At 66.3% G+C, this 21,436-nt stretch carries 16 protein-coding genes; 6 read left to right on the top strand and 10 right to left on the bottom strand.

Features of this window, described 5'->3' with window-relative positions; translation table 11 throughout:
* Nucleotides 1-21 precede the first annotated feature (21 nt).
* On the top strand, nt 22-813 hold the full coding sequence (locus BMY35_RS09445; RefSeq protein ID WP_093197398.1) for an aspartate/glutamate racemase family protein: 792 nt from the start codon (nt 22-24) through the stop codon (nt 811-813).
* Nucleotides 814-830: 17 nt separating this feature from the next.
* Here BMY35_RS09445 and BMY35_RS09440 read toward each other — a convergent pair whose 3' ends face one another.
* Nucleotides 831-3,131 carry an NADP-dependent malic enzyme gene (locus BMY35_RS09440; protein WP_093197395.1) on the bottom strand — a complete coding sequence of 767 codons (2,301 nt, stop codon included), beginning with the start codon at nt 3,129-3,131 and terminating at the stop codon, nt 831-833.
* Between the two features lie 255 nt (nt 3,132-3,386).
* Here BMY35_RS09440 and BMY35_RS09435 point away from each other — a divergent pair, with 255 nt between their 5' ends.
* Nucleotides 3,387-4,727: an NAD(P)/FAD-dependent oxidoreductase gene (locus BMY35_RS09435; RefSeq protein WP_093197393.1), complete on the top strand. Its 1,341-nt coding sequence runs from the start codon at nt 3,387-3,389 to the stop codon at nt 4,725-4,727.
* Between the two features lie 109 nt (nt 4,728-4,836).
* Here the strand turns inward: BMY35_RS09435 and BMY35_RS09430 are convergent, their stop codons facing one another.
* Genes BMY35_RS09430 through gcl form a run of 3 tightly spaced genes read right to left on the bottom strand, consistent with a single transcriptional unit; the run spans nt 4,837 to nt 8,392 of the window.
* Nucleotides 4,837-5,748 (bottom strand): 2-hydroxy-3-oxopropionate reductase, encoded by a 912-nt coding sequence (locus BMY35_RS09430; RefSeq protein WP_093197390.1) that lies wholly within the window; start codon nt 5,746-5,748, stop codon nt 4,837-4,839.
* Nucleotides 5,749-5,798: 50 nt separating this feature from the next.
* Nucleotides 5,799-6,581 (bottom strand): hydroxypyruvate isomerase, encoded by a 783-nt coding sequence (hyi, locus tag BMY35_RS09425; RefSeq protein ID WP_093197388.1) that lies wholly within the window; start codon nt 6,579-6,581, stop codon nt 5,799-5,801.
* Nucleotides 6,582-6,601: 20 nt separating this feature from the next.
* Nucleotides 6,602-8,392: a glyoxylate carboligase gene (gcl, locus tag BMY35_RS09420; RefSeq protein ID WP_093197385.1), complete on the bottom strand. Its 1,791-nt coding sequence runs from the start codon at nt 8,390-8,392 to the stop codon at nt 6,602-6,604.
* Between the two features lie 111 nt (nt 8,393-8,503).
* On the opposite strand from gcl, the gene BMY35_RS09415 reads away from it, so the two are divergent.
* Nucleotides 8,504-9,406, top strand: a complete 903-nt coding sequence (locus tag BMY35_RS09415) for a LysR family transcriptional regulator (protein WP_093197383.1) — start codon at nt 8,504-8,506, stop codon at nt 9,404-9,406.
* Between the two features lie 9 nt (nt 9,407-9,415).
* Here the strand turns inward: BMY35_RS09415 and BMY35_RS09410 are convergent, their stop codons facing one another.
* The 3 genes from BMY35_RS09410 to BMY35_RS09400 form a co-directional block, all read right to left on the bottom strand.
* Nucleotides 9,416-10,912 (bottom strand): carotenoid oxygenase family protein, encoded by a 1,497-nt coding sequence (locus BMY35_RS09410; protein ID WP_093197380.1) that lies wholly within the window; start codon nt 10,910-10,912, stop codon nt 9,416-9,418.
* A gap of 13 nt (nt 10,913-10,925) precedes the next feature.
* Nucleotides 10,926-11,363 (bottom strand): DUF2141 domain-containing protein, encoded by a 438-nt coding sequence (locus BMY35_RS09405; RefSeq protein ID WP_093197378.1) that lies wholly within the window; start codon nt 11,361-11,363, stop codon nt 10,926-10,928.
* Between the two features lie 154 nt (nt 11,364-11,517).
* A complete protein-coding gene (locus tag BMY35_RS09400; protein WP_093197375.1) occupies nt 11,518-12,630 on the bottom strand; it encodes an AI-2E family transporter in 1,113 nt (370 codons plus the stop codon).
* Between the two features lie 575 nt (nt 12,631-13,205).
* On the opposite strand from BMY35_RS09400, the gene BMY35_RS38725 reads away from it, so the two are divergent.
* From BMY35_RS38725 to BMY35_RS09390, 3 genes are read left to right on the top strand one after another with little or no spacing between them, the layout of a single operon-like run.
* Nucleotides 13,206-15,053 (top strand): DUF6531 domain-containing protein, encoded by a 1,848-nt coding sequence (locus BMY35_RS38725; RefSeq protein WP_256228275.1) that lies wholly within the window; start codon nt 13,206-13,208, stop codon nt 15,051-15,053.
* Entirely contained in the window at nt 14,992-18,012 is a 3,021-nt protein-coding gene (locus BMY35_RS38720) for an RHS repeat-associated core domain-containing protein (RefSeq protein WP_256228304.1), read from the top strand. The genes BMY35_RS38725 and BMY35_RS38720 overlap by 62 nt, the downstream gene beginning before the upstream one ends.
* 3 nt (nt 18,013-18,015) lie before the next feature.
* Nucleotides 18,016-18,408 carry a hypothetical protein gene (locus BMY35_RS09390; protein ID WP_093197373.1) on the top strand — a complete coding sequence of 131 codons (393 nt, stop codon included), beginning with the start codon at nt 18,016-18,018 and terminating at the stop codon, nt 18,406-18,408.
* Nucleotides 18,409-18,616: 208 nt separating this feature from the next.
* On the opposite strand, the gene BMY35_RS09385 is transcribed toward BMY35_RS09390, so the two are convergent.
* The 3 genes from BMY35_RS09385 to BMY35_RS09375 all read right to left on the bottom strand — a co-directional run bounded on the left by BMY35_RS09385 (nt 18,617) and on the right by BMY35_RS09375 (nt 21,365).
* Entirely contained in the window at nt 18,617-19,321 is a 705-nt protein-coding gene (locus BMY35_RS09385; RefSeq protein WP_093197370.1) for a GntR family transcriptional regulator, read from the bottom strand.
* A gap of 20 nt (nt 19,322-19,341) precedes the next feature.
* Nucleotides 19,342-20,688, bottom strand: a complete 1,347-nt coding sequence (locus tag BMY35_RS09380) for a C4-dicarboxylate transporter DctA (protein WP_093197367.1) — start codon at nt 20,686-20,688, stop codon at nt 19,342-19,344.
* 224 nt (nt 20,689-20,912) lie between these two features.
* Nucleotides 20,913-21,365, bottom strand: coding sequence for an SRPBCC family protein (locus tag BMY35_RS09375; RefSeq protein ID WP_093197365.1), 453 nt, complete (start codon nt 21,363-21,365; stop codon nt 20,913-20,915).
* Nucleotides 21,366-21,436: the final 71 nt, after the last annotated feature.

Genomic DNA, 21,436 nt, shown 5'->3' with positions numbered 1-21,436 from the left:
CGCACGCAAGGAGGAGCCGCCATGACGCTGCGCGTGCGATGGATACGGACGGTCGGCAACGACACCTACAACGAGCGCTTCGCCCGTGAATTCGCCGAGGTGAAGAACCCCGGCACCGATGTCGAGGTGGTTTCGCTGCGCAACGCCTCGGTGCGCCATCATGTCGAATACCAGAGCTACGAGGCGCTGCTGGGCGCCGACATCGTTCGCGTGGTGCGAGACGCGGCCGTGAAGAAGTTCGACGCGGTGGTGCTCGGCTGCTTCTACGACCCGGTGCTGGTCGAGGCGCGCGAGATTTCGGGCGAGACGGTGGTGGTCGCGCCCTGCCAGGCCTCGTTCGAGGTGGCGGCCAACCTGGCGCAGAAGGTGTCGGTCATCGTCGGGCGACGAAAGTGGGTGCCGCGCATCGAGTCGCGCGTGCGCGAGTACGGGTACGGCCACCTGCTGGCCTCGTGCCGCGCGCTGCAGCTCGGGGTGGAAGATTTCCAGCGCGACCGCGAGGAAACCGCGCGCCGCATGATCGAGCAGGGCCGCCGCGCCATCGAGGAGGACGGCGCCGAGGCGCTGATCCTGGGCTGCACGCTGGAGTTCGGTTTCTATCGCCAGCTGCAGGACGTGCTGGGCGTGCCGGTCATCGATTCGGCGCTGGCCGCCTTCAAGCGCGCCGAGGCGCTGGCCGACACGCGGCAGCGCTTCGGCTGGAAGCCCAGCCGCGTGGGCGGCTGCGAGCCGCCGCCGGAGGAAGAGGAACTGCTGGCATGGAAGGTGTTCGACCCGGACGACGTGCCGGTCGCGTCACCGTTCCATGCCTGAGCGGCTCTTGCTGCTGCTTACTTGTCGACCGTGACCTTCGCCACCGCCAGCGCCGTCATGTTGATGATGCGGCGCACCGTCGACGAAGGCGTGAGCACGTGCGCCGAGCTCGCGGCGCCCAGCAGCACCGGGCCGACCGTGATGCCGTTGGCGCCGGTCATCTTCAGCACGTTGTAGAGGATGTGCGCCGAATCGAGGTTCGGGCACACCAGCAGGTTGGCTTCGCCGCTCAGCGTGGTCTCGGGCAGGGCGGTGCGGCGGATTTCCTCCGACAGCGCTGCGTCGCCGTGCATCTCGCCGTCGCATTCGATGTCGGGTGCCATCTGCGCGAACAGGTCGCGCGCCAGCCGCATCTTGCGGGCCGACGAGCGGCTGGAGGTGCCGTAGTTCGAGTGCGAGAGGAAAGCCACCTTCGGCGGCAGGCCGAAGCGGCGCACTTCCTCGGCGGCCATCACCGCGATGCTGGCGAGCAGCTCGGCGCTGGGGTCTTCGTTCACGTTGGTGTCGGTGATGAACACCGTGCGCTTGTCGAGCGTGAGCGCGTTCAGCGTCGCGAAGCCAGGTGCGCCGCGCTTCAGGCCGATCAGGTTGCGGATGTGCTCCAGGTGCACGTCGAAGCGCCCGACCAGGCCGCAGATCATGGCGTCGGCGTCGCCCAGGTGCATCATCAGCGCGGCGATGGTGGTGTTCGAGCGGCGCACCATGGTCTTGGCGGCTTCCGGCGTCACGCCGCGGCGGCCCATGATCTTGTGGAAGCTCTCCCAGTAGGTGCGGAAGCGCGGATCGTCCTCGGGGTTGACGATCTCGAAATCGACGCCCGCGCGGATGTGCAGGCCGGCCTTCTTGATGCGCGCGTCGATCACGGCGGGGCGACCCACCAGGATCGGCTTTGCCAGGCCTTCGTCGACCGCCCACTGGGCGGCGCGCAGCACGCGCTCGTCCTCGCCCTCGGCATACGCCACGCGCTTGGCGGTGGCGATCTTGGCGGCGCTGAACACCGGGCGCATGAACATGCCGGTCTGGTAGACGAAGCGCGTCAGGTGCTGGCGGTAGGCGTCCATGTCCTCGATCGGGCGCGTGGCCACGCCCGAGGCGGCCGCAGCCTTTGCCACGGCCGGCGCGATGCGCAGGATCAGGCGCGAGTCGAAGGGCTTGGGAATGATGTAGTCGGGGCCGAAGGCCAGCTCCTGGCCGGCGTAGGCGGTGGCCACTTCTTCGCTGATGTCGGCCTTGGTGAGCTCGGCGATCTCGCGCACGCAGGCCAGCTTCATCTCTTCCGTGATCTTGCTGGCGCCGCAGTCGAGCGCGCCGCGGAAGATGTACGGGAAGCACAGCACGTTGTTGACCTGGTTCGGGTAGTCCGAACGGCCGGTGGCGATGATGCAGTCCGGCCGCACGGCCTTGGCCAGCTCGGGGCGGATCTCGGGCTCGGGGTTGGCCAGCGCCAGGATGATGGGCTGGCTGGCCATGGTCTTGACCATCTCGGCGGTCATCACGCCGGGGGCCGAGCAGCCCAGGAACACATCGGCGTCCTTCACCACGTCGGCCAGGGTGCGGGCGCCGGTGTCTTTCTGGGCGTAGCGTGCCTTGGATTCGTCGAAACCGCCCGCGCGGCCCATGTAGATCAGGCCCTTGGAGTCGCAGGCGTGGATGTTGGCGGGCTTGGCGCCCAGGCCGACCATCACGTCCAGGCAGGCGATGGCTGCGGCGCCTGCGCCCGAGACGGCGATCTTCACGTCCTCGATCTTCTTGCCCACCAGCTCCAGGCCGTTGATGAGCGCGGCGGCCGAGATGATGGCCGTGCCGTGCTGGTCGTCGTGGAACACCGGGATGTTCATGCGCTCGCGCAGCTTCTTCTCGATGTAGAAGCACTCGGGCGCCTTGATGTCCTCGAGGTTGATGCCGCCCAGCGTGGGCTCCAGCGCCGCGATGATGTCGACCAGCTTGTCGGGGTCGCGCTCGGCCAGCTCGATGTCGAACACGTCGATGCCGGCGAATTTCTTGAACAGGCAGCCCTTGCCTTCCATCACCGGCTTGGCGGCCAGCGGGCCGATGTCGCCCAGGCCGAGCACGGCGGTGCCGTTGGTGACGACGCCCACGAGATTGCCGCGGGCGGTGTATTCGGAAGCCGTTGCCGGGTCGGCGGCGATGTCGAGACAGGGATAGGCCACGCCGGGCGAATAGGCCAGCGACAGGTCGCGCTGGTTCAGCAGGGGCTTGGTCGGGGTGATCGAGATCTTGCCCTTGACGGGCGAGCGGTGGTATTCGCGCGCTGCCTCGCGAAGTGCTTCTTCTGCGGGGGAAAGGGGTGCAGCCATGAAAGTCTCCTTGTTTCTGACGGGCAATGAGGCTACCGCAAAAGCGGGGCCTCTTCTTACTGGGGAAATGCCGAAAACGCCTGGATCCATATCTTCGGCCCGATAGGGCAGGTACGGAAAAGGCGGTCGGACGGGCTGGCGGGTTCGCTAAACTGCAGATCGTTACCCATTGGTTAACTGACCGGCTGTCCAGCCGGGAATCGGGCCGGGGTATCGCCGACAACGACAACACCACGACAAGAGGGGCAACAACGCATGGCATCCGGACCTTTCAACAGCAACGATCCTGACGTCGTCGTCATCGGCGGCGGCCCGTCGGGCTCCACGGTGGCCGCGTTGCTCGCGGACAAGGGGCACGACGTGGTGCTGCTCGAGAAGGCGCAGCATCCGCGCTTTCACATCGGCGAATCGCTGCTGCCGATGAACATGCCGCTGTTCGACCGCCTGGGCGTGCGCACCGAGGTCGAGGCCATCGGCATCCGCAAGCACGGGGCCGAGTTCGTCTCGCCCTGGCACGACCACTCCAGCCAGTTCCACTTCGCCGAGGCGATGGACAAGAGCTTTCCCTACGCGGTGCACGTGCGCCGCTCCGAGTTCGACGAACTGCTGTTCCGCCATGCCGGCAAGCGCGGCGCGCGTACCTTCGAGGGACAGCGCGTCACCGGCGTGGACATGGACGCCGGCAAGGGCACGCCCGACAACCGGCCGGCGGTGAAGGTCAAGGGCGACGACGGCGCCGAGACCACCTGGCGCCCGCGCTTCGTGATCGACGCCAGCGGGCGCGACACCCTGCTGTCGAACCAGTTCGACGCCAAGCGCCGCAACCGCAAGCACGCCAGCGCCGCGCTGTTCGGCCACTTCGCCAACGCCGAGCGCCGGCCGGGCCGCTTCGAGGGCAACATCACGCTGTTCTGGTTCGACCACGGCTGGTTCTGGTACATCCCGTTGAAGGACGGCACGGTGAGCGTCGGCGCGGTGGCTTCTCCGGCCTACTTCAAGCGCCGCAAGGGCTCGCTCGAGGAGTTCCTGATGGAAACCATCGCGCTCGCGCCCAAGCTGGCCGCTCGCCTGAAGAACGCCACGCTGATGGAAGGCGCCACCTCCACCGGCAACTACGCCTACGACTCGGCGTTCTGCCGCGGCGACCGCTTCATGATGGTGGGCGACGCCTACGCCTTCGTCGACCCGATGTTCTCTTCGGGCGTGTACCTGGCGATGAACAGCGGCTTCGAGGCCGCCACCGCCGCCGACCACTGGCTCAAGGGCGAGGCGAAGGAAGCCGAAAAGGCCTTCCGCCACTACGAGAAGGTGATGAAGCACGGGCCGAAGATGTTCTCGTGGTTCATCTACCGCATCACCTCGCCGGCCATCCGGCGGCTCTTCATGAACCCGCGCAACATCTGGCGCATGCAGGAGGCGCTGCTGTCCATCCTGGCCGGCGACCTGTTCCGCAACACGCCGATCGGGCCGCGCTTCTGGGGTTTCAAGGTGACGTACTACGCCTCGTGCCTGGGCATCCTGCCGCAGGCCGTGAAGACCTGGGCCTGGCGCCGGCGCAATCTCAAGGAATCCTTGGAGACCGCTGCAAAAACCTGATTCTTTTCGAGGAACACCGCGGAACCGGCTTTGCCGGGCCGCTGGTGTTGCCCCCGGCGAGGGGGAAGGAGAAGCGACACGAAGTGCGCGAAGCCTGGGGAGTACCTGGTCAGTCCGGCGTGACGGTGTGCTGGGCGAGCGCTTCCAGCGCGCGCACCAGCGCCGAGTGGTCGAGCTGGCCGTAGCCCAGCGCCGCGCACGCGTTCATCAACTGGGCAGCGCCGGCAGTCTGCGGCAGCGACACGCCCAGCGAACGTGCGCTCTGCATCGCGAGGTTCAGGTCCTTCTGGTGCAGCGCGATGCGGAAGCCCGGCGCGAAGGTGCGCTTGATCATGCGTTCGCCGTGCACTTCGAGGATGCGCGAGCTGGCGAAGCCGCCCATCAGCGCCTGGCGCACCTTGGCCGGATCGGCGCCGGCCTTCGAGGCGAACACCAGCGCCTCGCTCACGGCCGCGATGTTCAGCGCCACGATGATCTGGTTGGCCACCTTGCAGACCTGGCCGTCGCCGGCGCCGCCCACGAGCGTGACGTTCTTGCCCATCTTGTCGAGCAGCGGCTTCACGCGTTCGAAGGTGCCTTCGTCGCCGCCGCACATGATCGTGAGGCTGGCGGCCTTGGCGCCCACTTCGCCGCCGGAGACCGGCGCGTCGATGTAGCCGGCGCCCAGCGCGGTGATGCGGCGCGCGAAGTCCTTGGTGGCGATCGGGTCGATGGAGCTGCAGTCGACCACGATCTTGCCGCTGGAGCCCTTCAGGCCTGCGGCCACGCCTTCAGAGCCGGGCACGCCGAAGAGCACCTTCTCGACGTCGGGGGTGTCCGGCACCATGATGAAGACGATGTCGGCCTGGCGCGTCACTTCGGCGGCCGAGGCGCAGATGGTGGCCTTCGAGACGAAAGGCTCGGGCGTGTTGCCGTGCGTGTTCACGAACAGCTGGTAGCCGGCATCGAGCAGGTGGCCGGCCATGGGCGCGCCCATGATGCCGAGGCCGATGAATCCGATTTTCTGTTGCTGGGTCGTCATGTCTCTGTTTCCTTGTCCGATGTCATTCATTCATTCATTCATTCATTCATTCATTGCTGCGTGAGCGCCTGGCGCCAGCCGAGGCCCTCGACCGTGGTGGCGCGGGGCTTGTATTCGCAGCCGATCCAGCCGTCGTAGCCCAGCGAGTCGATGTGCTTGAAGAGCCACGGGTAGTTGATCTCGCCCGTGCCCGGCTCGCCGCGGCCCGGGTTGTCGGCCAGCTGGATGTGGCCGATCTGCGCGAGGTGCTTCGTGAGCGTGTTGCCCAGCTCGCCTTCCATGCGCTGCGCGTGATAGATGTCGTACTGCACGCGCAGGTTGGAAGAGCCGACTTCCTCGATCAGCGCCAGTGCCTGGTCGGTGCGCGTGAGGAAGAAGCCGGGGATGTCGAAGGTGTTGATGGGCTCGATCAGCAGGCGCAGACCCGCTGCCTCCAACTCGCGCGCGGCGAGGCGAAGGTTGGCCACCACCGTCTTGTGGGCCGCGTCCCTGTCGACGCCCGCGGGCACCTTGCCCACGAGGCAGTTGACCTGCGGGCAGCCCAGCGCGGTGGCGTAGTCGATCGCCACGCCGATGCCTTCGGCGAACTCGCCGGTGCGGTCGGGATGGCAGGCGATGCCGCGCTCGCCCTTGTCCCAGTCGCCGGCGGGCAGGTTGTGAAGCACCTGCTGCAGGCCGTTGTCGCGCAGGGCGGCGGCGAGTTCCTTCTTCTCGAAGGGGTAGGGGAAGAGGTACTCCACTCCCTTGAAGCCGGCCTTGGCGGCGGCCTCGAAGCGCTGCATGAAGGGCAGCTCGGTGAAGAGCATCGTCAGGTTGGCTGCGAACTTGGGCATGTCTTTTCTCTTCCTTCGTCTCAGTCGAGCAGCGCCGCGACGGCGGTGGGCGCGTCGGCCGGCGTCTCGGCCAGCGGCTCGAACTCGGTGATGTTGTCGATCTCGGTGCCCATCGCGATGTTGGTCACGCGCTCCAGCATCACCTCGATCACCACCGGCACGCTGAACTCGGCCATCAGGGCCTCGGCGCGGCGGATGGCCGGCGCGATCTCTTCCTGCCGGTTGACGCGGATCGCCTTGCAGCCCAGGCCCTCGACCACCTTCATGTGGTCCACGCCGTAGCTGCTCTCGATGCCCGCGTCGGGCGCCGCGTTGATGTTGTCGAACGCGAGCTGCACGCAGTAGTCCATCTCGAAGCCGCGCTGCGCCTGGCGGATCAGGCCGAGGTAGGAGTTGTTGACCACGATGTGGATGTACGGCAGCTTGAACTGCGCACCCACGGCCAGCTCCTCGATCATGAACTGGAAGTCGTAGTCGCCCGAGAGCGCGACGATCTTGCGCGTGGGGTCGGCTGCACGCACGCCGAGGGCGGCGGGAATGGTCCAGCCCAGCGGGCCGGCCTGGCCGCAGTTGATCCAGTGGCGCGGGTTGTACACGTGCAGGAACTGCGCGGCGGCGATCTGCGAGAGGCCGATGGTGCTCACGTAGCAGGTGTCGTTGCCGAAGTTGTTGTTCATGCACTGGTACACGCGCTGCGGCTTCATCGGCACTTCGTCGAAGTTGGTCTTGCGCAGCATGGTCTTCTTGCGCTCGATGCACGCCTTGGCCCACTCGCGGCGGTCGGTCAGGCGGCCGGCGGCCTTCATTTCCTCGGCCACCTCGACGAAGAGTTCGAGCGCCGCCTTGGCGTCGGACACGATGCCGAAGTCGGGCGTGAACACGCGGCCGATTTGCGTGGGCTCGATGTCCACGTGCACGAAGGTGCGGCCCTTGGTGTAGACGTCGACCGAGCCGGTGTGGCGGTTGGCCCAGCGGTTGCCGATGCCCAGCACGAAGTCGCTGGCGAGCATCGTGGCGTTGCCGTAGCGGTGACTGGTCTGCAGGCCGCACATGCCGGCCATCAGCGGGTGGTTGTCGGGAATGGAGCCCCAGCCCATGAGCGTGGGGATCACCGGCACGCCGGTGGCCTCGGCGAAGCGCACCAGCAGGTCGGACGCGTCGGCGTTGATGATGCCGCCGCCGGCCACGATCAGCGGGCGCTCGGCCGCGTTGAGCATGCCGATGGCCTTCTCGATCTGGGCGCGCGTGGCGGCCGGCTTGTAGGGCTTGAGCGGCTCGTAGCTGTCGATGTCGAACTCGATCTGCGCCATCTGCACGTCGAAGGGCAGGTCGATCAGCACCGGGCCCGGGCGGCCCGAGCGCATCAGGTGGAAGGCCTGCTGGAACACCTGCGGCACCTGGCCCGGCTCGCGCACCGTGACCGACCACTTGGTGACGGGCTTGGAGATCGACTCGATGTCCACCGCCTGGAAGTCTTCCTTGTAGAGGCGTGCGCGGGGCGCCTGGCCGGTGATGCAGAGGATGGGGATCGAATCGGCCCAGGCCGAGTACAGGCCCGTGATCATGTCGGTGCCCGCCGGGCCCGAGGTGCCGATGCACACGCCGATGTTGCCCGCCACCGCGCGGGTGTAGCCCTCGGCCATGTGCGAGGCGCCTTCCACGTGCCGCGCGAGGATGTGCGCGATGCTGCCGCGCTGGCGCAGGGCCGAGTACATCGGGTTGATCGCCGCGCCGGGCACGCCGAAGGCCTGCGTCACGCCTTCCTTCTCCATCACCAGAACCGCGGCCTGGACCGCTGTCATCTTTGCCATCTGAGTCTCCTTTGGGATGGGCTCACTGTAGGAAGCGGGGCTGTTTCCAAGAAGACGGCTGCGGACCATAAAACCTATTCCACGGCGGAATAAGTGACTACCATCCGGCCCATGGACAGATTGCTGGCAATGGAAATGTTCGTGCGCGTGGTCGAGACGGGCAGCTTCTCGAAGGCCGCGCGCGAGTTCAACACCACGCAGCCCACGGTGACCAAGCAGATTGCGGCCACCGAGGAGCGGCTGAAGGTGCGCCTGCTCAACCGCAACACGCGCGGCGTGAGCCTCACCGAGCCGGGCGCGCTCTACTACGAGAAGTGCAAGACCATCGTGCGCGAGGCCGAGGAGGCCGACAGCATCGTGCAACTGCGGCAGACCCAGGCGCAGGGGCTGCTGCGCGTGGGCACCTCGGTGGCCTTCGGGCGGCGCGTCGTGGTGCCGCTGGCGCTGGAATACATGAGCCGGCATCCGCAGGTGCAGCTCGACCTGAGCTTCGAGGACCGCTACGTGGATCTCATCGCGCAGGGCATCGACGTGGCCATCCGCATGGGCAAGCTGGCCGACTCGTCATTGGGCGCGCGCTACCTGGGCGCCAATCCGTGGGTGATGGTTGCCTCGCCCGCCTACCTGAAGAAGCACGGCACGCCGAAGCGCGCGCAGGACCTGAGCGCGCACGTGGCACTCATCTACAGCAGCGTGGTGGGCGACGAGTTCTGGCGCATGCACACGCCCAGGGGTGAGCCGGTCACGGTGCCGGTGTCGGGCCGCTTCCGTTCGAACAACCTCTCGGCCGTGCTGGCGGCGGCGCGCGACGGCCTGGGCATCGCGCTGATGCCGCGCTACGTGGCCAGCGACTCGCTGGCGGCCGGCAAGGTGCGCGAGGTGCTCGGCGACCACGCGCTGCCCGAGCAGGAGATACACGCCGTCTTCCCGTCGCCCAAGCTGGTGCCGGGCAAGGTGTCGGGCTTCGTGGCCTTCCTGCAGGGGCGCTTCGACGAAGGCTGGTGGGAGGCCTGAATTTCTTCTTCAGGCGCTCACGAAGGCACCGTGCAGGCCTAGAGGAAGAGCGTAAGGCAGCGTGGCCTGCGCCACCGGTCCCGCAGCCAGGTTGTCGGCTGCGAAGCACGACAGCGCCGTCTTCTGCCTGCCGAAGTCGAGCACGGTGCCCAGCACCCAGCCCGCTTTCGAGCCGTCGGGCACGAAGACGTGTTCTTCCACCATGGCCTGCGCGCCGTAGCTGTAGCGCTGGCTGCGGCCGGTCTCGACGTCGGTGCGCGCGATCGCGCCGAAGCCGGGCAGGTCGCGCCGGATCTGCGTGGCGTGCACCACCTGGCGATGGCGCAGGCCGACGCGGCGCGGGTCGATGCGCGGGAATTCGGCTTCCTGCGCCAGCGTCTGCTGCGTGGCGCGCTCCGTGGACAGGTTCAGCGTGGCCACGGTCAGGTGCGGCTCGGTGGTCTTCACGCGGCGGGCGCGCATCAGTTCGCGGCTGGTGATGAACACCGAGTCGGCGTTGTCCGAGCGCACGTAGTCGATGTGGATCTGCGTGCCGCGCGGCGTGTCTTCCTCCCAGGCGTTGCCGACGTGGAACAGGAAGCCGGCCGGCAGCGCGAGCACCTGGCGCTTTTCCCAGTTCCGCTTGTCGATGACCAGCGCGCGCATGCCGAGCTCCGGCCGCCAGACGTGCGCGTCGAGAAAGCTCGCGCCGGCGGCCTTGCGCTTGCTGTCGTAGACCAGCGGCGGCAGCAGGAACACCAGGTGCCGCTCGGTGACGGCGAAGTCGTGGACCATCGGCATGTCTGCCACCGGCACCACGGCCGCGCGCCGCAGCGCGCCTTCGGGCGCGATCTCGTACAGCGCCAGCAGGCCCTGGCCCGAACTCACGCCGAAATTCCACACCGTGCCGTCCGGATCGACCTTGGGGTGGGCCGAGAACGGCATGCCCGCGAGATCGGCACGCCAGGTCTTCACGCCCAGCGTGTCGAGCGTGAGCGCGTCGATGCGCGTGGCCGAGCCGCCTTCCCACAGTGCCAGCACCTCGCCGCGCATCGGCAGCACGCTGGTGTTGGCGACGTTGATGCTGTCGGCGGAAGTCGGCGGCTCCACGCCCGGCGGCATGGTGCCGAAGGCCTCGAACAGGCGGCGGCCGGCCTTCGTCTCGGCCACGCGCTTGGGCGTGGCGACATAGCGGCCCTGGTGACGCACGTCGGTTCCCTCGATCACGAAGCGATGCACCATGCCGTCGCCGTCGAACCAGTGGTGGTAGCGCTCGCCGCCCAGGTCGTGGCCGGCCGGGCCGATGCGGAACAGCGTGCCCGCCACGGCGTCGGGGAAGCGCCCCCGCACCGTGGCACGGGTCAGCGGAAAGTCGTCGGCAGGCGTGGCGAAGCCGGTCTTCCAGGGGGCGTCGGCAGCCTCGAACTGGGTCTGCCAATCGTCGGTGCCGGCTGCGCGCGCCAGCGGTGCCAGCAGGGGCAGGGCGCCGGCCGAAGCCAGCAGGCGCAGGAGTTCGCGTCGTTCCATGGCGTCGTGCTCCTCAGCGCAGGTGGATGACGGTCTGCAGGTCGGCGTCGACGGCGATCGCGGCGGCCTCGAAGTCGGGCGCGGCGCGGTTGCCCTTGGCGTCGTTCGAGAAGCCGTAGCGCTCGATCGGCATGCCCATGAGGTTGGTGTCGAGCTTGCCGTTGCCGTTCTCGTCGGCGAATGCGCGCAGCGCGTAGCGTCCGGGCGCCAGCCCCGCGAACACGAGGCGGGCCTTGCCGTCCTGCATCGGCGCGGTCTGTGAGGCCACGGCCTTGCTGTCGGCGTAGCTGGCGGCGTCGTTGTACAGCGCGACGTAGAGCGTGGCATTGGCGGCGGGGCCGTCGGCGACGCTCAGGCTCAGGTCGGCGGCGAAGGCGCCGGCGGGCAGGAGGATCGCGGCGGCACACAGGGCGTGCACGGCCGGGCGGGACATGAATGCGGGAAGTTGCATGGCGGGCCTCGTTGGAAGTTGGAGGCCCGACGATCTCGCAGGCCGGGCACGGTGCCCAGCGCCATGTGACGAAACGCAGGATTGCGCGCGCGAAATGCGCGCGGCGGGGGCGGAACGCAGGAGCGGGCGGGTGCCCGCGCCTGCCTCAGCCGCCTCAGCCCTTCTTCTTGTCGCTGTTCTCGGCGCCTTCCGCGCCTTCGGCTGCCTCGTGGCCGTTGCCCACGTGGCCCGAATCGGCGAACAGGCTCCACGCGGCCATGAACAGCGCCGCGATCACCGGCCCGATCACGAAGCCGTTGATGCCGAAGATCGCCATGCCGCCGATGGTCGACATCAGCACGATGTAGTCGGGCATCTGCGTGTCCTTGCCCACCAGCACGGGGCGCAGGATGTTGTCGACCAGGCCGATCACGAACACGCCCACGAAGATCAGCACGCCGCCCTGCCAGAAATGGCCCGTGGCCAGGAAGTAGATGGCCACCGGCGCCCAGATCAGCGCCGCGCCCACGGCGGGCAGCAGCGACAGGAAGGCCATCAGCACCGCCCACAGCAGCGCGCCCTGCACGCCGAGGAACCAGAACGCCAGCCCGCCGAGCGCGCCCTGCGCGACGGCCACCGCCACGTTGCCCTTCACGGTGGCGCGGATCACGGTGGTGAACTTGTTGAGCAGGTAGTGCGTGTGCGGCTTGGCCAGCGGCACCGCGTCGCGCATCGTCTTCGACAGCGTTGCGCCGTCGCGCACCAGGAAGTACAGCAGGTACAGCATCACGAAGAAGCTGACGATGAAGTCGAAGGTGTTCTGGCCGATGGCCAGCGCCTGGCTCGCGATGATCTGGCTGGCCTGCCCGGCGGCGGCCGAGATGCGCGCCTGCCAGGCCGCCATGTCGCCGAGGTTGAAGCGCTCGACCAGGTTCAGCAGCCACTGCGGCGAGGCGTCCAGGATCTGCTGGAAGTAGGCCGCGAAGTTGAGCTGCCCGGAACGGATGCTCTGCGTGACCAGCGCGATCTCCTGCACCAGCGACACGCCCACCATGGCCAGCGGCAGGATCACGATGAACAGGCAGATGGCCAGCGTGGACAGTGCCGCCGCGTTGGGCCTGCCGCGCATCTTCTTCAGCAGCCGCTTGTAGAGCGGCGTGAACAGGATCGCCAGCGCCACGCCCCACAGCACCGCGCCGAAGAACGGCATCAGCACCCAGAGGAAGGCGACGGTCACGACGGCGAGAAGGGCGAGGAACACGCCGCGCTGGAGTTGGGGTGAGTTCATAAGTGTCTCGGACTGTAGCCGAGCACAGCGACGGCGGAAGCCGTCCGCCGGCCGCGGCTCACTCGATCGATCGAGGATCTGCCGTCCTGGGGCGGGAATATCGAGATAAATCGCACCAAAGCTCGCTCGTTTATTTCAGATGGCCGAATTCGTGTCGGCCTGAGTCCTAGGATTGCCTGCAAGAAATAAGAGAGGGAGGTGAGCGTGAGCTCAATTTGCAATTGTTATTCGTGCAGAACGATTTGCCCATGGATTCGTCCATGGATTTGCCCGTGGACTTCTCACCGTATCTGCATACATCGGCCCTCTCATGATCCGGCACGCCGGATTCAGATCCCGTCGGCAGAGGCGCCGTAATTCCGCAAGCCGGAAGCCCGGCTACGAAGCCGGTCCCGTGCGCATGCGCGACTGAGCCTCTTTTTTTACCAATCGATTTTCACGACACAAGCAGACGCAGTCAGGGAGACTGGACAATGGGATCAGGCACGCCCCAGCGGCCACCATCGGGCACACATCAAGGCCAGCCCGCACCAACACCGATCGCCGAGCGCGAGCCCCAGACGGCCGTCGCCCCGTTGAACACCATCGCCAAGGAAGACATTGCCGCCGCGAGCAAGGTAGTGGACGAGTGGCTGCGGTCCTTCACCGGCGGCTACGTCACGCTCGATCGGCTGACCACGGTGCTGGGCAGTATCCCCATAGTGGGCAACGTCATGGCGCTGGTGGATGTGTTTCTCGACATCGTCACCATCCTCGAGAAGAAGTCGACCGATGCCGTCACCAGGTTCCTGAACTGGGCGAGCCTCGGCATCAACCTCATCGGCCTGATCCCGGCGCCACCCACCATGGCCGCAGCGCGCATGAGCCTTCGACCCACGCTGCATCTGCTCAAGCAGGAGCTCATGCATGGGGCCAGGAATCTCGGCGGGACCATCGTCACCATGCTGGCGGGGCACCTCAATGCATCGATCGTCGGTGAGCTGGAGACCTTCATCGATGGGGCCATCGCAAGGCTCTCGGGCATTCTGGAAGATTGTGCAAAGCTCTCCGACAGCATCCTGGACGATCTGATCGGCATACTTCAGCGCATGCTCGGCGGGCAGGACCTTTTCACCGTCGCCAAACCGGGCGCCGCGGAAATCAACGAATACGACCCCAAGACCCAAAGCACGTGGAGCGGCATGTGGCGCCGGGCGGTGAAGTACTCCGAGGGCACGGCCAGGCGCGCCGCCAACTACGCTGCCAGGAAGGCGGCCGCCTACCTGCCCGAAAGCGTCAGGGCCAGGGTCAACGCGGTGATCCAGAGCCTGGGGGCCTTGAAGGCGGACTTCCGCAAGCAACTGACCGACCTCGCCGACCAGGAACTGCAGGGCAGCATCATGTGGCTGCTGCGCCAGCTGCTGTTGGCCATGGCACAGAAGAAGAGCCTGCGCGCAGCCATCGTGCCGCCAGGTGCCGGTGGCGAAGCAACAAGAAACAGGCCCGACACCCGGGTCGAACACCTCCGCGTGCAGGCGTCGGTCAGGGGTGATCCCGGTTGCAAGAACTGTCCGCTTTCCGGCGCGCAGGTTCCCTCGTCAAGCAGGTTCGCCATCAGCCTGGCGACCGGCTGCGAAAGCTTCACCCACGTCGACTTCGCGCTGGTTGCGCCGATGCCTATCACCTGGGCGCGCACCTACCGGAGCAACCTCGGCGCCTTCGACGAGGGCAGCCTCGGCGCGAGATGGCTTACCCCATACAGCACTCGCGTGGACATCGCCACGCCGGCCCAAGGTCCGCGGGCCGGCGAGCTCAGCCTGATCTATCACGGTGCCGACGGCCGCAGCCATGCCTACCCGCTGCTGGCCGCGGGCCAGAGCTACCGCGATGCCATCGAAGAAGCGACGCTCACACGGCTGAGCGAGACGCTGTTGACCGTGGATTTCGGCAAGGCCGCAACGGCGGGCGAGGCCAGCGACTGGCGCGAGGTCTACGAGCTGGTGGATACCTCGGCTCGCAAGGTATCCACGCAGGGCAGGCAGCACTTTCGTCTCGTCGCGCTGCATGCCGGCAAGGAAGCCAGCATCGGCCTGCGCTACGACCACGTGATCGCAGCCACTGGCGAACAGGTCTTGAGCGACATCGTCAGCAAGCAGGGCGATCGCACGATTGCCCATGTGGGCACTCGCGCCCGATGCGCGAAGCGGATTGATCAACAGCCTGTGGGAGATCAAGGACGGCCAGGTCGTCCGCCAACTTGCCACCTATGTGCACGACGCCGAAGGCGACCTCGTATCGGCGCAGGACGAGAACGGCGAAACCTGGAACTACCGCTACAGCCACCATCTCGTGACCCGATACACCGACCGCACGGGCCGGGGCATGAACCTCGAATACGACGGCACCGGCGTCGATGCCAGGGCGGTTCGCGAATGGAGCGATGACGGGAGCTTTGCCCTCAGGCTGGAGTGGGACAGGAACATCCGCTTGACCTACGTGACCGACGCGCTCGGCGCAGAGACCTGGTACTACTACGACATCCTCGGCTACACCTACCGGATCATCCATCCCGACAAGCGCCAGGAATGGTTCTTTCGCGATGAAGCGAAGAACATCACGCGTCATGTCCATACCGACGGCAGCACGGACGATTTCAGCTACGCCGCCGACGGCAACCTGCGGACCCACACCCGGGCCGACGGCAGCCAGGTGCATTTCGCGCACGACCAGCGCGGACGCATGACAGGGCTGCGCGACGCCGAAGGTGGCGTCTGGACGCGCGACTACGACGCTGACGGCAATCTCGTCGAAGAGATCGACCCGCTGGGGCACAAGACCGGATACGCCTGCGACAAGGCTGGCCGGCCCGTGCGGATCACCGATGCGAAGGACGGCGTCAAGACGCTGACCTACACCTGGGCGGGCCAGCTTGCCAGCCACACCGATTGCTCGGGCAAGACAACGCGGTGGGAGTACGACGAGCGGGGGCGCCTGGTCAAGGCTACCGATGCCATGGGCCAGAGCACGCGGTATCGCTACGCGAACGCGAAGGAAGAGCGCAAGGCCACCGCCGCGACGAACGCCAACCGTCCGGGCCGACTCGAGGAAATCATCCTGCCGGACAACAGCAGCGAGCATTTCGTGCACGACGCCGAGGGACGCCTGCTCACGCACACCGACGCGCTCGGGCGCAGGACGAGCTATGACTACACGCGATCCGGCCTCGTGTCCCGGCGCACCGATGCGGCGGGGCGCACGCTCAAGTACCGCTGGGATCTGCTGGGACGTTTGAGCGAACTGCACAACGAGAACGGCAGCCGCTACGACTTCCGCTATGACCCCGTAGGCCGTTTGCTTGAAGAAGTGGGCTTCGACCGCAAGACCACACGCTTCTGCTATGAGGACTCCACGGGCGTGCTGTCGGAAGTGGTCGAAGGTAGTCACACCACGCGACTGCAATTCGACCTGATCGGCCGCTTGATCGAGCGCACGGCCGGCGGCGTTGCCGAGAGCTTTGCCTACGATCGGAACGGCCGGTTGGTCGAAGCCAGCAACAGCGACGCGAAGCTGCAATGGTTCTACGACCCCGCGGGCAACCTAACGCGCGAGCACCAACACTACCTGGAAGGCGCCTGCACCGCGGTCTGGCAGCACGGCTACAACGAACTCAATCAGCGCGTCGCGACCATCCGCCCGGACGGTCACGTGACGCAGTGGCTCACCTATGGCTCCGGCCACGTGCACGGATTGCTCGTCGACGGGCAGGACATCCTGGGTTTCGAGCGCGACGACCTGCACCGCGAGATCGGGCGCGAACAGGGCAATGGGCTCCTGCAGAAACAGAGCTACGACCCGGCCGGCCGTTTGCTGGAGCAGCAGATCTTCCAGACCAGGCGCGGCGCCTTTCAATCCGCCGGCATCCGCCGCAGCTACCAATACGACAAAGCCGGCCAGTTGATCGCCATCGGCGACAGCCGGCGCGGCAACCTCAGCTACCGCTATGACCCGGTAGGGCGGCTGCTCGAAGCCAATAGCCGATTGGGACGGGAGACGTTCGCGTTCGATCCGGCGGGAAACATCGGCAACCCCTCTTCAGAAGCGGAAGGCACAGCGCAGCCGGCAGGCCGCATCACCAATCGCGTCGCCGTTCGCGCGGGCAGTGATGGCCGCAGCACGTCCGGCAAGCTGATGGACAACCTGCTGAAGGACTACGCCGGCACCCGCTACAAATGGGACGAGCGCGGCAACCTGATCGAGCGCAGCCGCAACGGCGAAAAGACCGTGTTCACCTGGGACGGCTACAACCGCATGCGCAGCGCCGAAACCTTCGGCGAAACCACGACCTTCAGCTACGACCCGCTGGGCCGGCGCATCGCCAAGTGCACGCGGCATGGAAGCACCTTGTTCGGCTGGGACGGCGACACGCTGGCGTTCGAGAGCACGCAAAGCACAGAGGGTTGGCGGGAGCATGCGTGGCGAGGAGACAGCATTCACTACATCCATGAACCCGGCTCGTTCGTGCCGCTGGTACAGATCCGGCAGGCCCAGGCAGTCGTGTTGAGCCAGACGACGGATGTGGAGGCGCTGATGGCCGACAACGGCGGTCGCTACGACATCGAGCTCGACCCGCTATGGAATGGCGAACAAACTCGAACGCCTGCACCGTTCATCAAGGAAGAAATCGCCTTCTACCAGTGCGACCACCTGGGCACGCCGCAGGAGCTGACGGATCATGAGGGGCGTGTGGCGTGGTCGGCGAGCTACAAGGCTTGGGGGGAGGCGAGGCAGGCGATCAGTGAGGCGGGGAGGAAAGCGGGTTTTCGGAATCCGATTCGGTTTCAGGGGCAGTATTGGGATGAAGAGACGGGGCTGCATTACAACCGGTATCGGTACTACGAACCAGTTGTGGGACGGTTCATAAGCAATGATCCGATCAAGCTCCTTGGTGGCTTGAATCTCCAGCAGTACGCGCCGAACCCGGTGCAGTGGATTGATCCATTGGGGCTGATCGGCAATCTTGCCAACCGTAGGGCCGGACAAATTCTTCGAGATCAAGAAGCAGCATCGGGCGGTCATCCTTATTCGCGGCACGGGGCGCACACGACCATGGCAGAGCAGGAACATCGAGCCAAAACCGGTATTCCTCCGGATGACCCTTGCCCGAGAAGACCAAGGCCGGTGAATTCCACCCGGTTCCTGAGCAACGTCGATCAGTTGGATGCCATCCAGCGTGCGAATCAGGAGATGGATAAGACTGGAAGTTCACGCGCAACTATTGATATGAAGCGTGTTATTGGTGAAGGATATAGGAGAGGTGGAGGCTGTCCGGAGACAGCCACGAAGGCAACCGTATTTCGGGGGGCAAATGGAGTCATCACCGCATACCCAGAACTTGGACCTTGATATATGAAGCAAATCTTCCCTGACTACATTCGCGAACTGGACTATTACCTTGGGTCCATGAGCGACGACGATTTGGCCGATTTCTACATCAATGAGGCTGATTGCCGCACTAAGTTATTTGACGCGATGAAGCGTGACTTCGACCGCTTCGGCCCTCTGAGCAAGCAGCGAGTCTTGGAGGCAATTGAGTTCATCCTGTCGTCGGGTCAGATCGACAAGCTTTGGGGATACGTAGTGCCACATGCCGTGCCGCTTGATGAGGTCGAGGACAAGTCGGGCTATTTGCGCGCGCTCTATGAGAAATTGGCGGGGCGTGAGCCGCAGCCAAGAGAGTTCGGCTTGGATGTAGAGGTGGTCGATGCCATCGGACCGCATGGCATCGACGTCAGGCAATAGAAATTCAAAGTGCAAATTCAGTGGGGGCGAATTCCAAGCCATCGCTATCCGCGCTAATCGCTTTGCGAGCCTGTATCTGACGACCGTTGCTAGGAAGTGACGATTCGCGAAAGGCGCATTGCATGGCAAGCCATGGATCAATGGAATCTGGCGTCACTGCCAGCCGCACCAACGGTTCGACGGCGCGGGCTCGTGCGACCTGAGACCCTCAGCGCCGCGCCCGCGGCAACGCCACCGGCGCCAGCGTAGCCCTCAGCCTGCTGGTCGCATCCGGCTCCGCCGCAGCATCCACCTCCAGCGCCCGCTCGACATTGCCGATGTGCTCCAGCATCAGCCGCCGCGCCCGGGCCGTATCCCCAGCCTCCAGCGCCGCAACGATCGCCCCGTGCTCCGCACAAGACTGCCCGGCCTCGTGCTTCGACTGGTAGAGCGTGGCCGCCAGCGTGGTGCGGGCCGTGAGATCGCGCAGCACGTCGACCAGCAGCTGGTGCCCCATCTGCTCGGCCAGGCAGACGTGGAAGTCGGCCAGCAGGAAGGCGCGCGTGGCGGCGTCAGCGCCCTCGATGGCGCGCTGCTCGTCGGCGATGTGGTCGCGCAGCTTGCGGATCACCTTCGAGAGCGGCCGGCCCGCGCTGGCCTCGAGGATGCCGGCCTCCACGATGCGCCGCGCCGAGAAGGCGTCGCGCGCCTCTTCGGCCGAAGGCTCCACCACGTACCAGCCGCGGCGTGACTGCACCTCGACGAAACCGCGCGCCTGCAGCTGCATCAGCGCCTCGCGCACCATCGTGCGGCTCACCGAGAAGTTCTCGGCCAGCGCCTGCTCGCCCAGCCGCTCGCCTGGCGCGAGCTTCTGCGCGAGGATGGCCTCGACGACGCGTTCGGCGATGACGGTGGGGCTGACGTCGGCGGGCATGTTTCTCTTCTGTTCCCTGTTCAGTGGGCGCTCGATGCGGAGGCGGTGGCCGTGGTGTTTACCACGGCTGCGTCTTCGGCCTCGGCCAGCGGCTCGTCGTCGGGCGAATAGGTGCCGTCGAGCACCGCGTGCGCGCGTTCGCGGTCGATGTCGCCTTCCCAGGCGGCGATGGCCACCGTCGCCACGCAGTTGCCGATCAGGTTGCCCAGCGCGCGGGCGATGCCCATGAACCAGTCGACCGACAGCACCAGCACCAGCCCGATGGCGGGAATCGCCGGAATGGCGTGCAGCGTTGCCGCCAGCACCACGATGGCCGAGCCCGGCACGCCGTGCGCGCCCTTGGAGGTGACCAGCGCGATCGCCAGGATCGTCATCAGGTCGGCCATCGAGATCGGCGTGTTGGTGGCCTGCGCGATGAACACGGCCGCCAGCGTGATGTAGATCGAGAAGGCGTCGAGGTTGAACGAGTAGCCCGTGGGAATCACCAGGCCCACGGTCGAATCGCGGATGCCCATGCGGCGCAGCTTGGCCATGACCTGCGGCAGCACGCTGTCCGACGAGGTGGTGGCGAACACGATGGCGAGCTCTTCGCGCAGGTAGCGCAGCAGCTTGATCAGGCTGAAGCCCGACATGCGCATCACCAGCCCGAGCACCACGAACACGAAGACCAGCACCGCGCCGTAGAAGAGGGCGACCAGCATGCCCAGCTGCTTGAGCGAGCCGATGCCGTACTGGCCCACCGTGAACGCGATGGCGCCCAGCACGCCCAGCGGCGCCAGCTTGATGATGATGCCCATGATCTTGAAGAGCACCAGCGAGAGCGCGTCGACCACCACGGCCACCGGCTTGCCGCGCTCGCCCAGCAGCGTGAGCGCGCAGCCGAAGAGCACCGCGAACAGCAGCACCTGCAGCACGTCGCCGGTGGCGAAGGCGTTCACCACCGTGGTCGGGATGAGCTTCATCAGGAACTCGACCGTGCCGCCGCTCGTGAGCTTGTCGGCGTTCGAGGCATAGGCGCTCATCGCGGCCGGATCGAGCTTGGACGGATCGACGTTCATGCCCGTGCCCGGCTGGAACACGAAGGCCAGCACCAGGCCCATCGCCAGCGCGATGGTGGTCAGCACCTCGAAGTAGATGAGCGACTTCACGCCCACCCGGCCCACGCGCCTGAGGTCTCCCGCGCCGGCGATGCCGTGCACCACCACGCAGAACACCAGCACCGGGATGATCATCTTGATCAGCTTGATGAAACCGTCACCGAGCGGCTTGAGCTTGACGGCGTACTCGGGCGCAAGAAGCCCCGCGAGCACGCCGAGCACCAGCGCGATGACCACCTGACCGAATAGCGATTTGGCGAAGCGGGGCATGAAGTCTCCTGTCTGTCTGTCGTGTCTGGGTTTTGCATGCAAGCGATGCCATCTCTTGCATGCAAGAAATGTAGGCAAGACAAACGAAGAGGCGTCAGAGGGTATTCCCGGGCGTAGGCCGGGGAATCAAGGCGTGGAGTCGCCTTTTGGGGAGATGGGGCCTGCTGCCGGAGCGGGTTCCGGCAGCAGGGTCACGGGTTCGCCGCAGCGAAGCCCGCGGGCGCTCAGCCCGGGATGTTCGGCTCGACCAACTGGGCCAGCGAGACCAGCGACTCCTGCCAGCCCAGGTAGCACATCTCGGCGGGAATCACGGCGGGAATGCCTTCCTGAACGATGGAAACGTCCGTGCCGCAGGACACGGCGGTCAGGCTCACGGTCGTCTTCATGGTGCCCGGAAGGTTGGGATCGTCGAAGCTCGCGTCGTACGCGATGCGGGTGTGGGGAACGAGCTCCAGGTACTTGCCGCCGAACGAGTGGCTGTGGCCGGTGCCGAAGTTGGTGAAGGACATGCGCCAGACGCCGCCCGCCACCGGTTCCATCGTGTGGACCTTGCCGGTGTAGCCGAACGGGGGCAGCCAGCGCTCGAAGGCGCCGGGCTGGGTGAATGCGCGATAGATGCGCTCCGGCGGGGCGCGCAGGACACGGTGCAGGCGGACGGTATTGGTGTTGGTAGCCATGGTTGATTACTCCTGAAGAACCGAGGATGACCCTCAGCAGCACGTCGGGCGAGCGTGAGGAGAATCGACAT

Origin of the sequence: Variovorax sp. YR750 (genome assembly GCF_900109805.1) — a bacterium.
Classification (GTDB): domain Bacteria; phylum Pseudomonadota; class Gammaproteobacteria; order Burkholderiales; family Burkholderiaceae_C; genus Variovorax; species Variovorax gossypii.
Note: the sequence above shows the minus strand (reverse complement) of the source record. Positions and strands in the feature narration are given on the sequence as shown.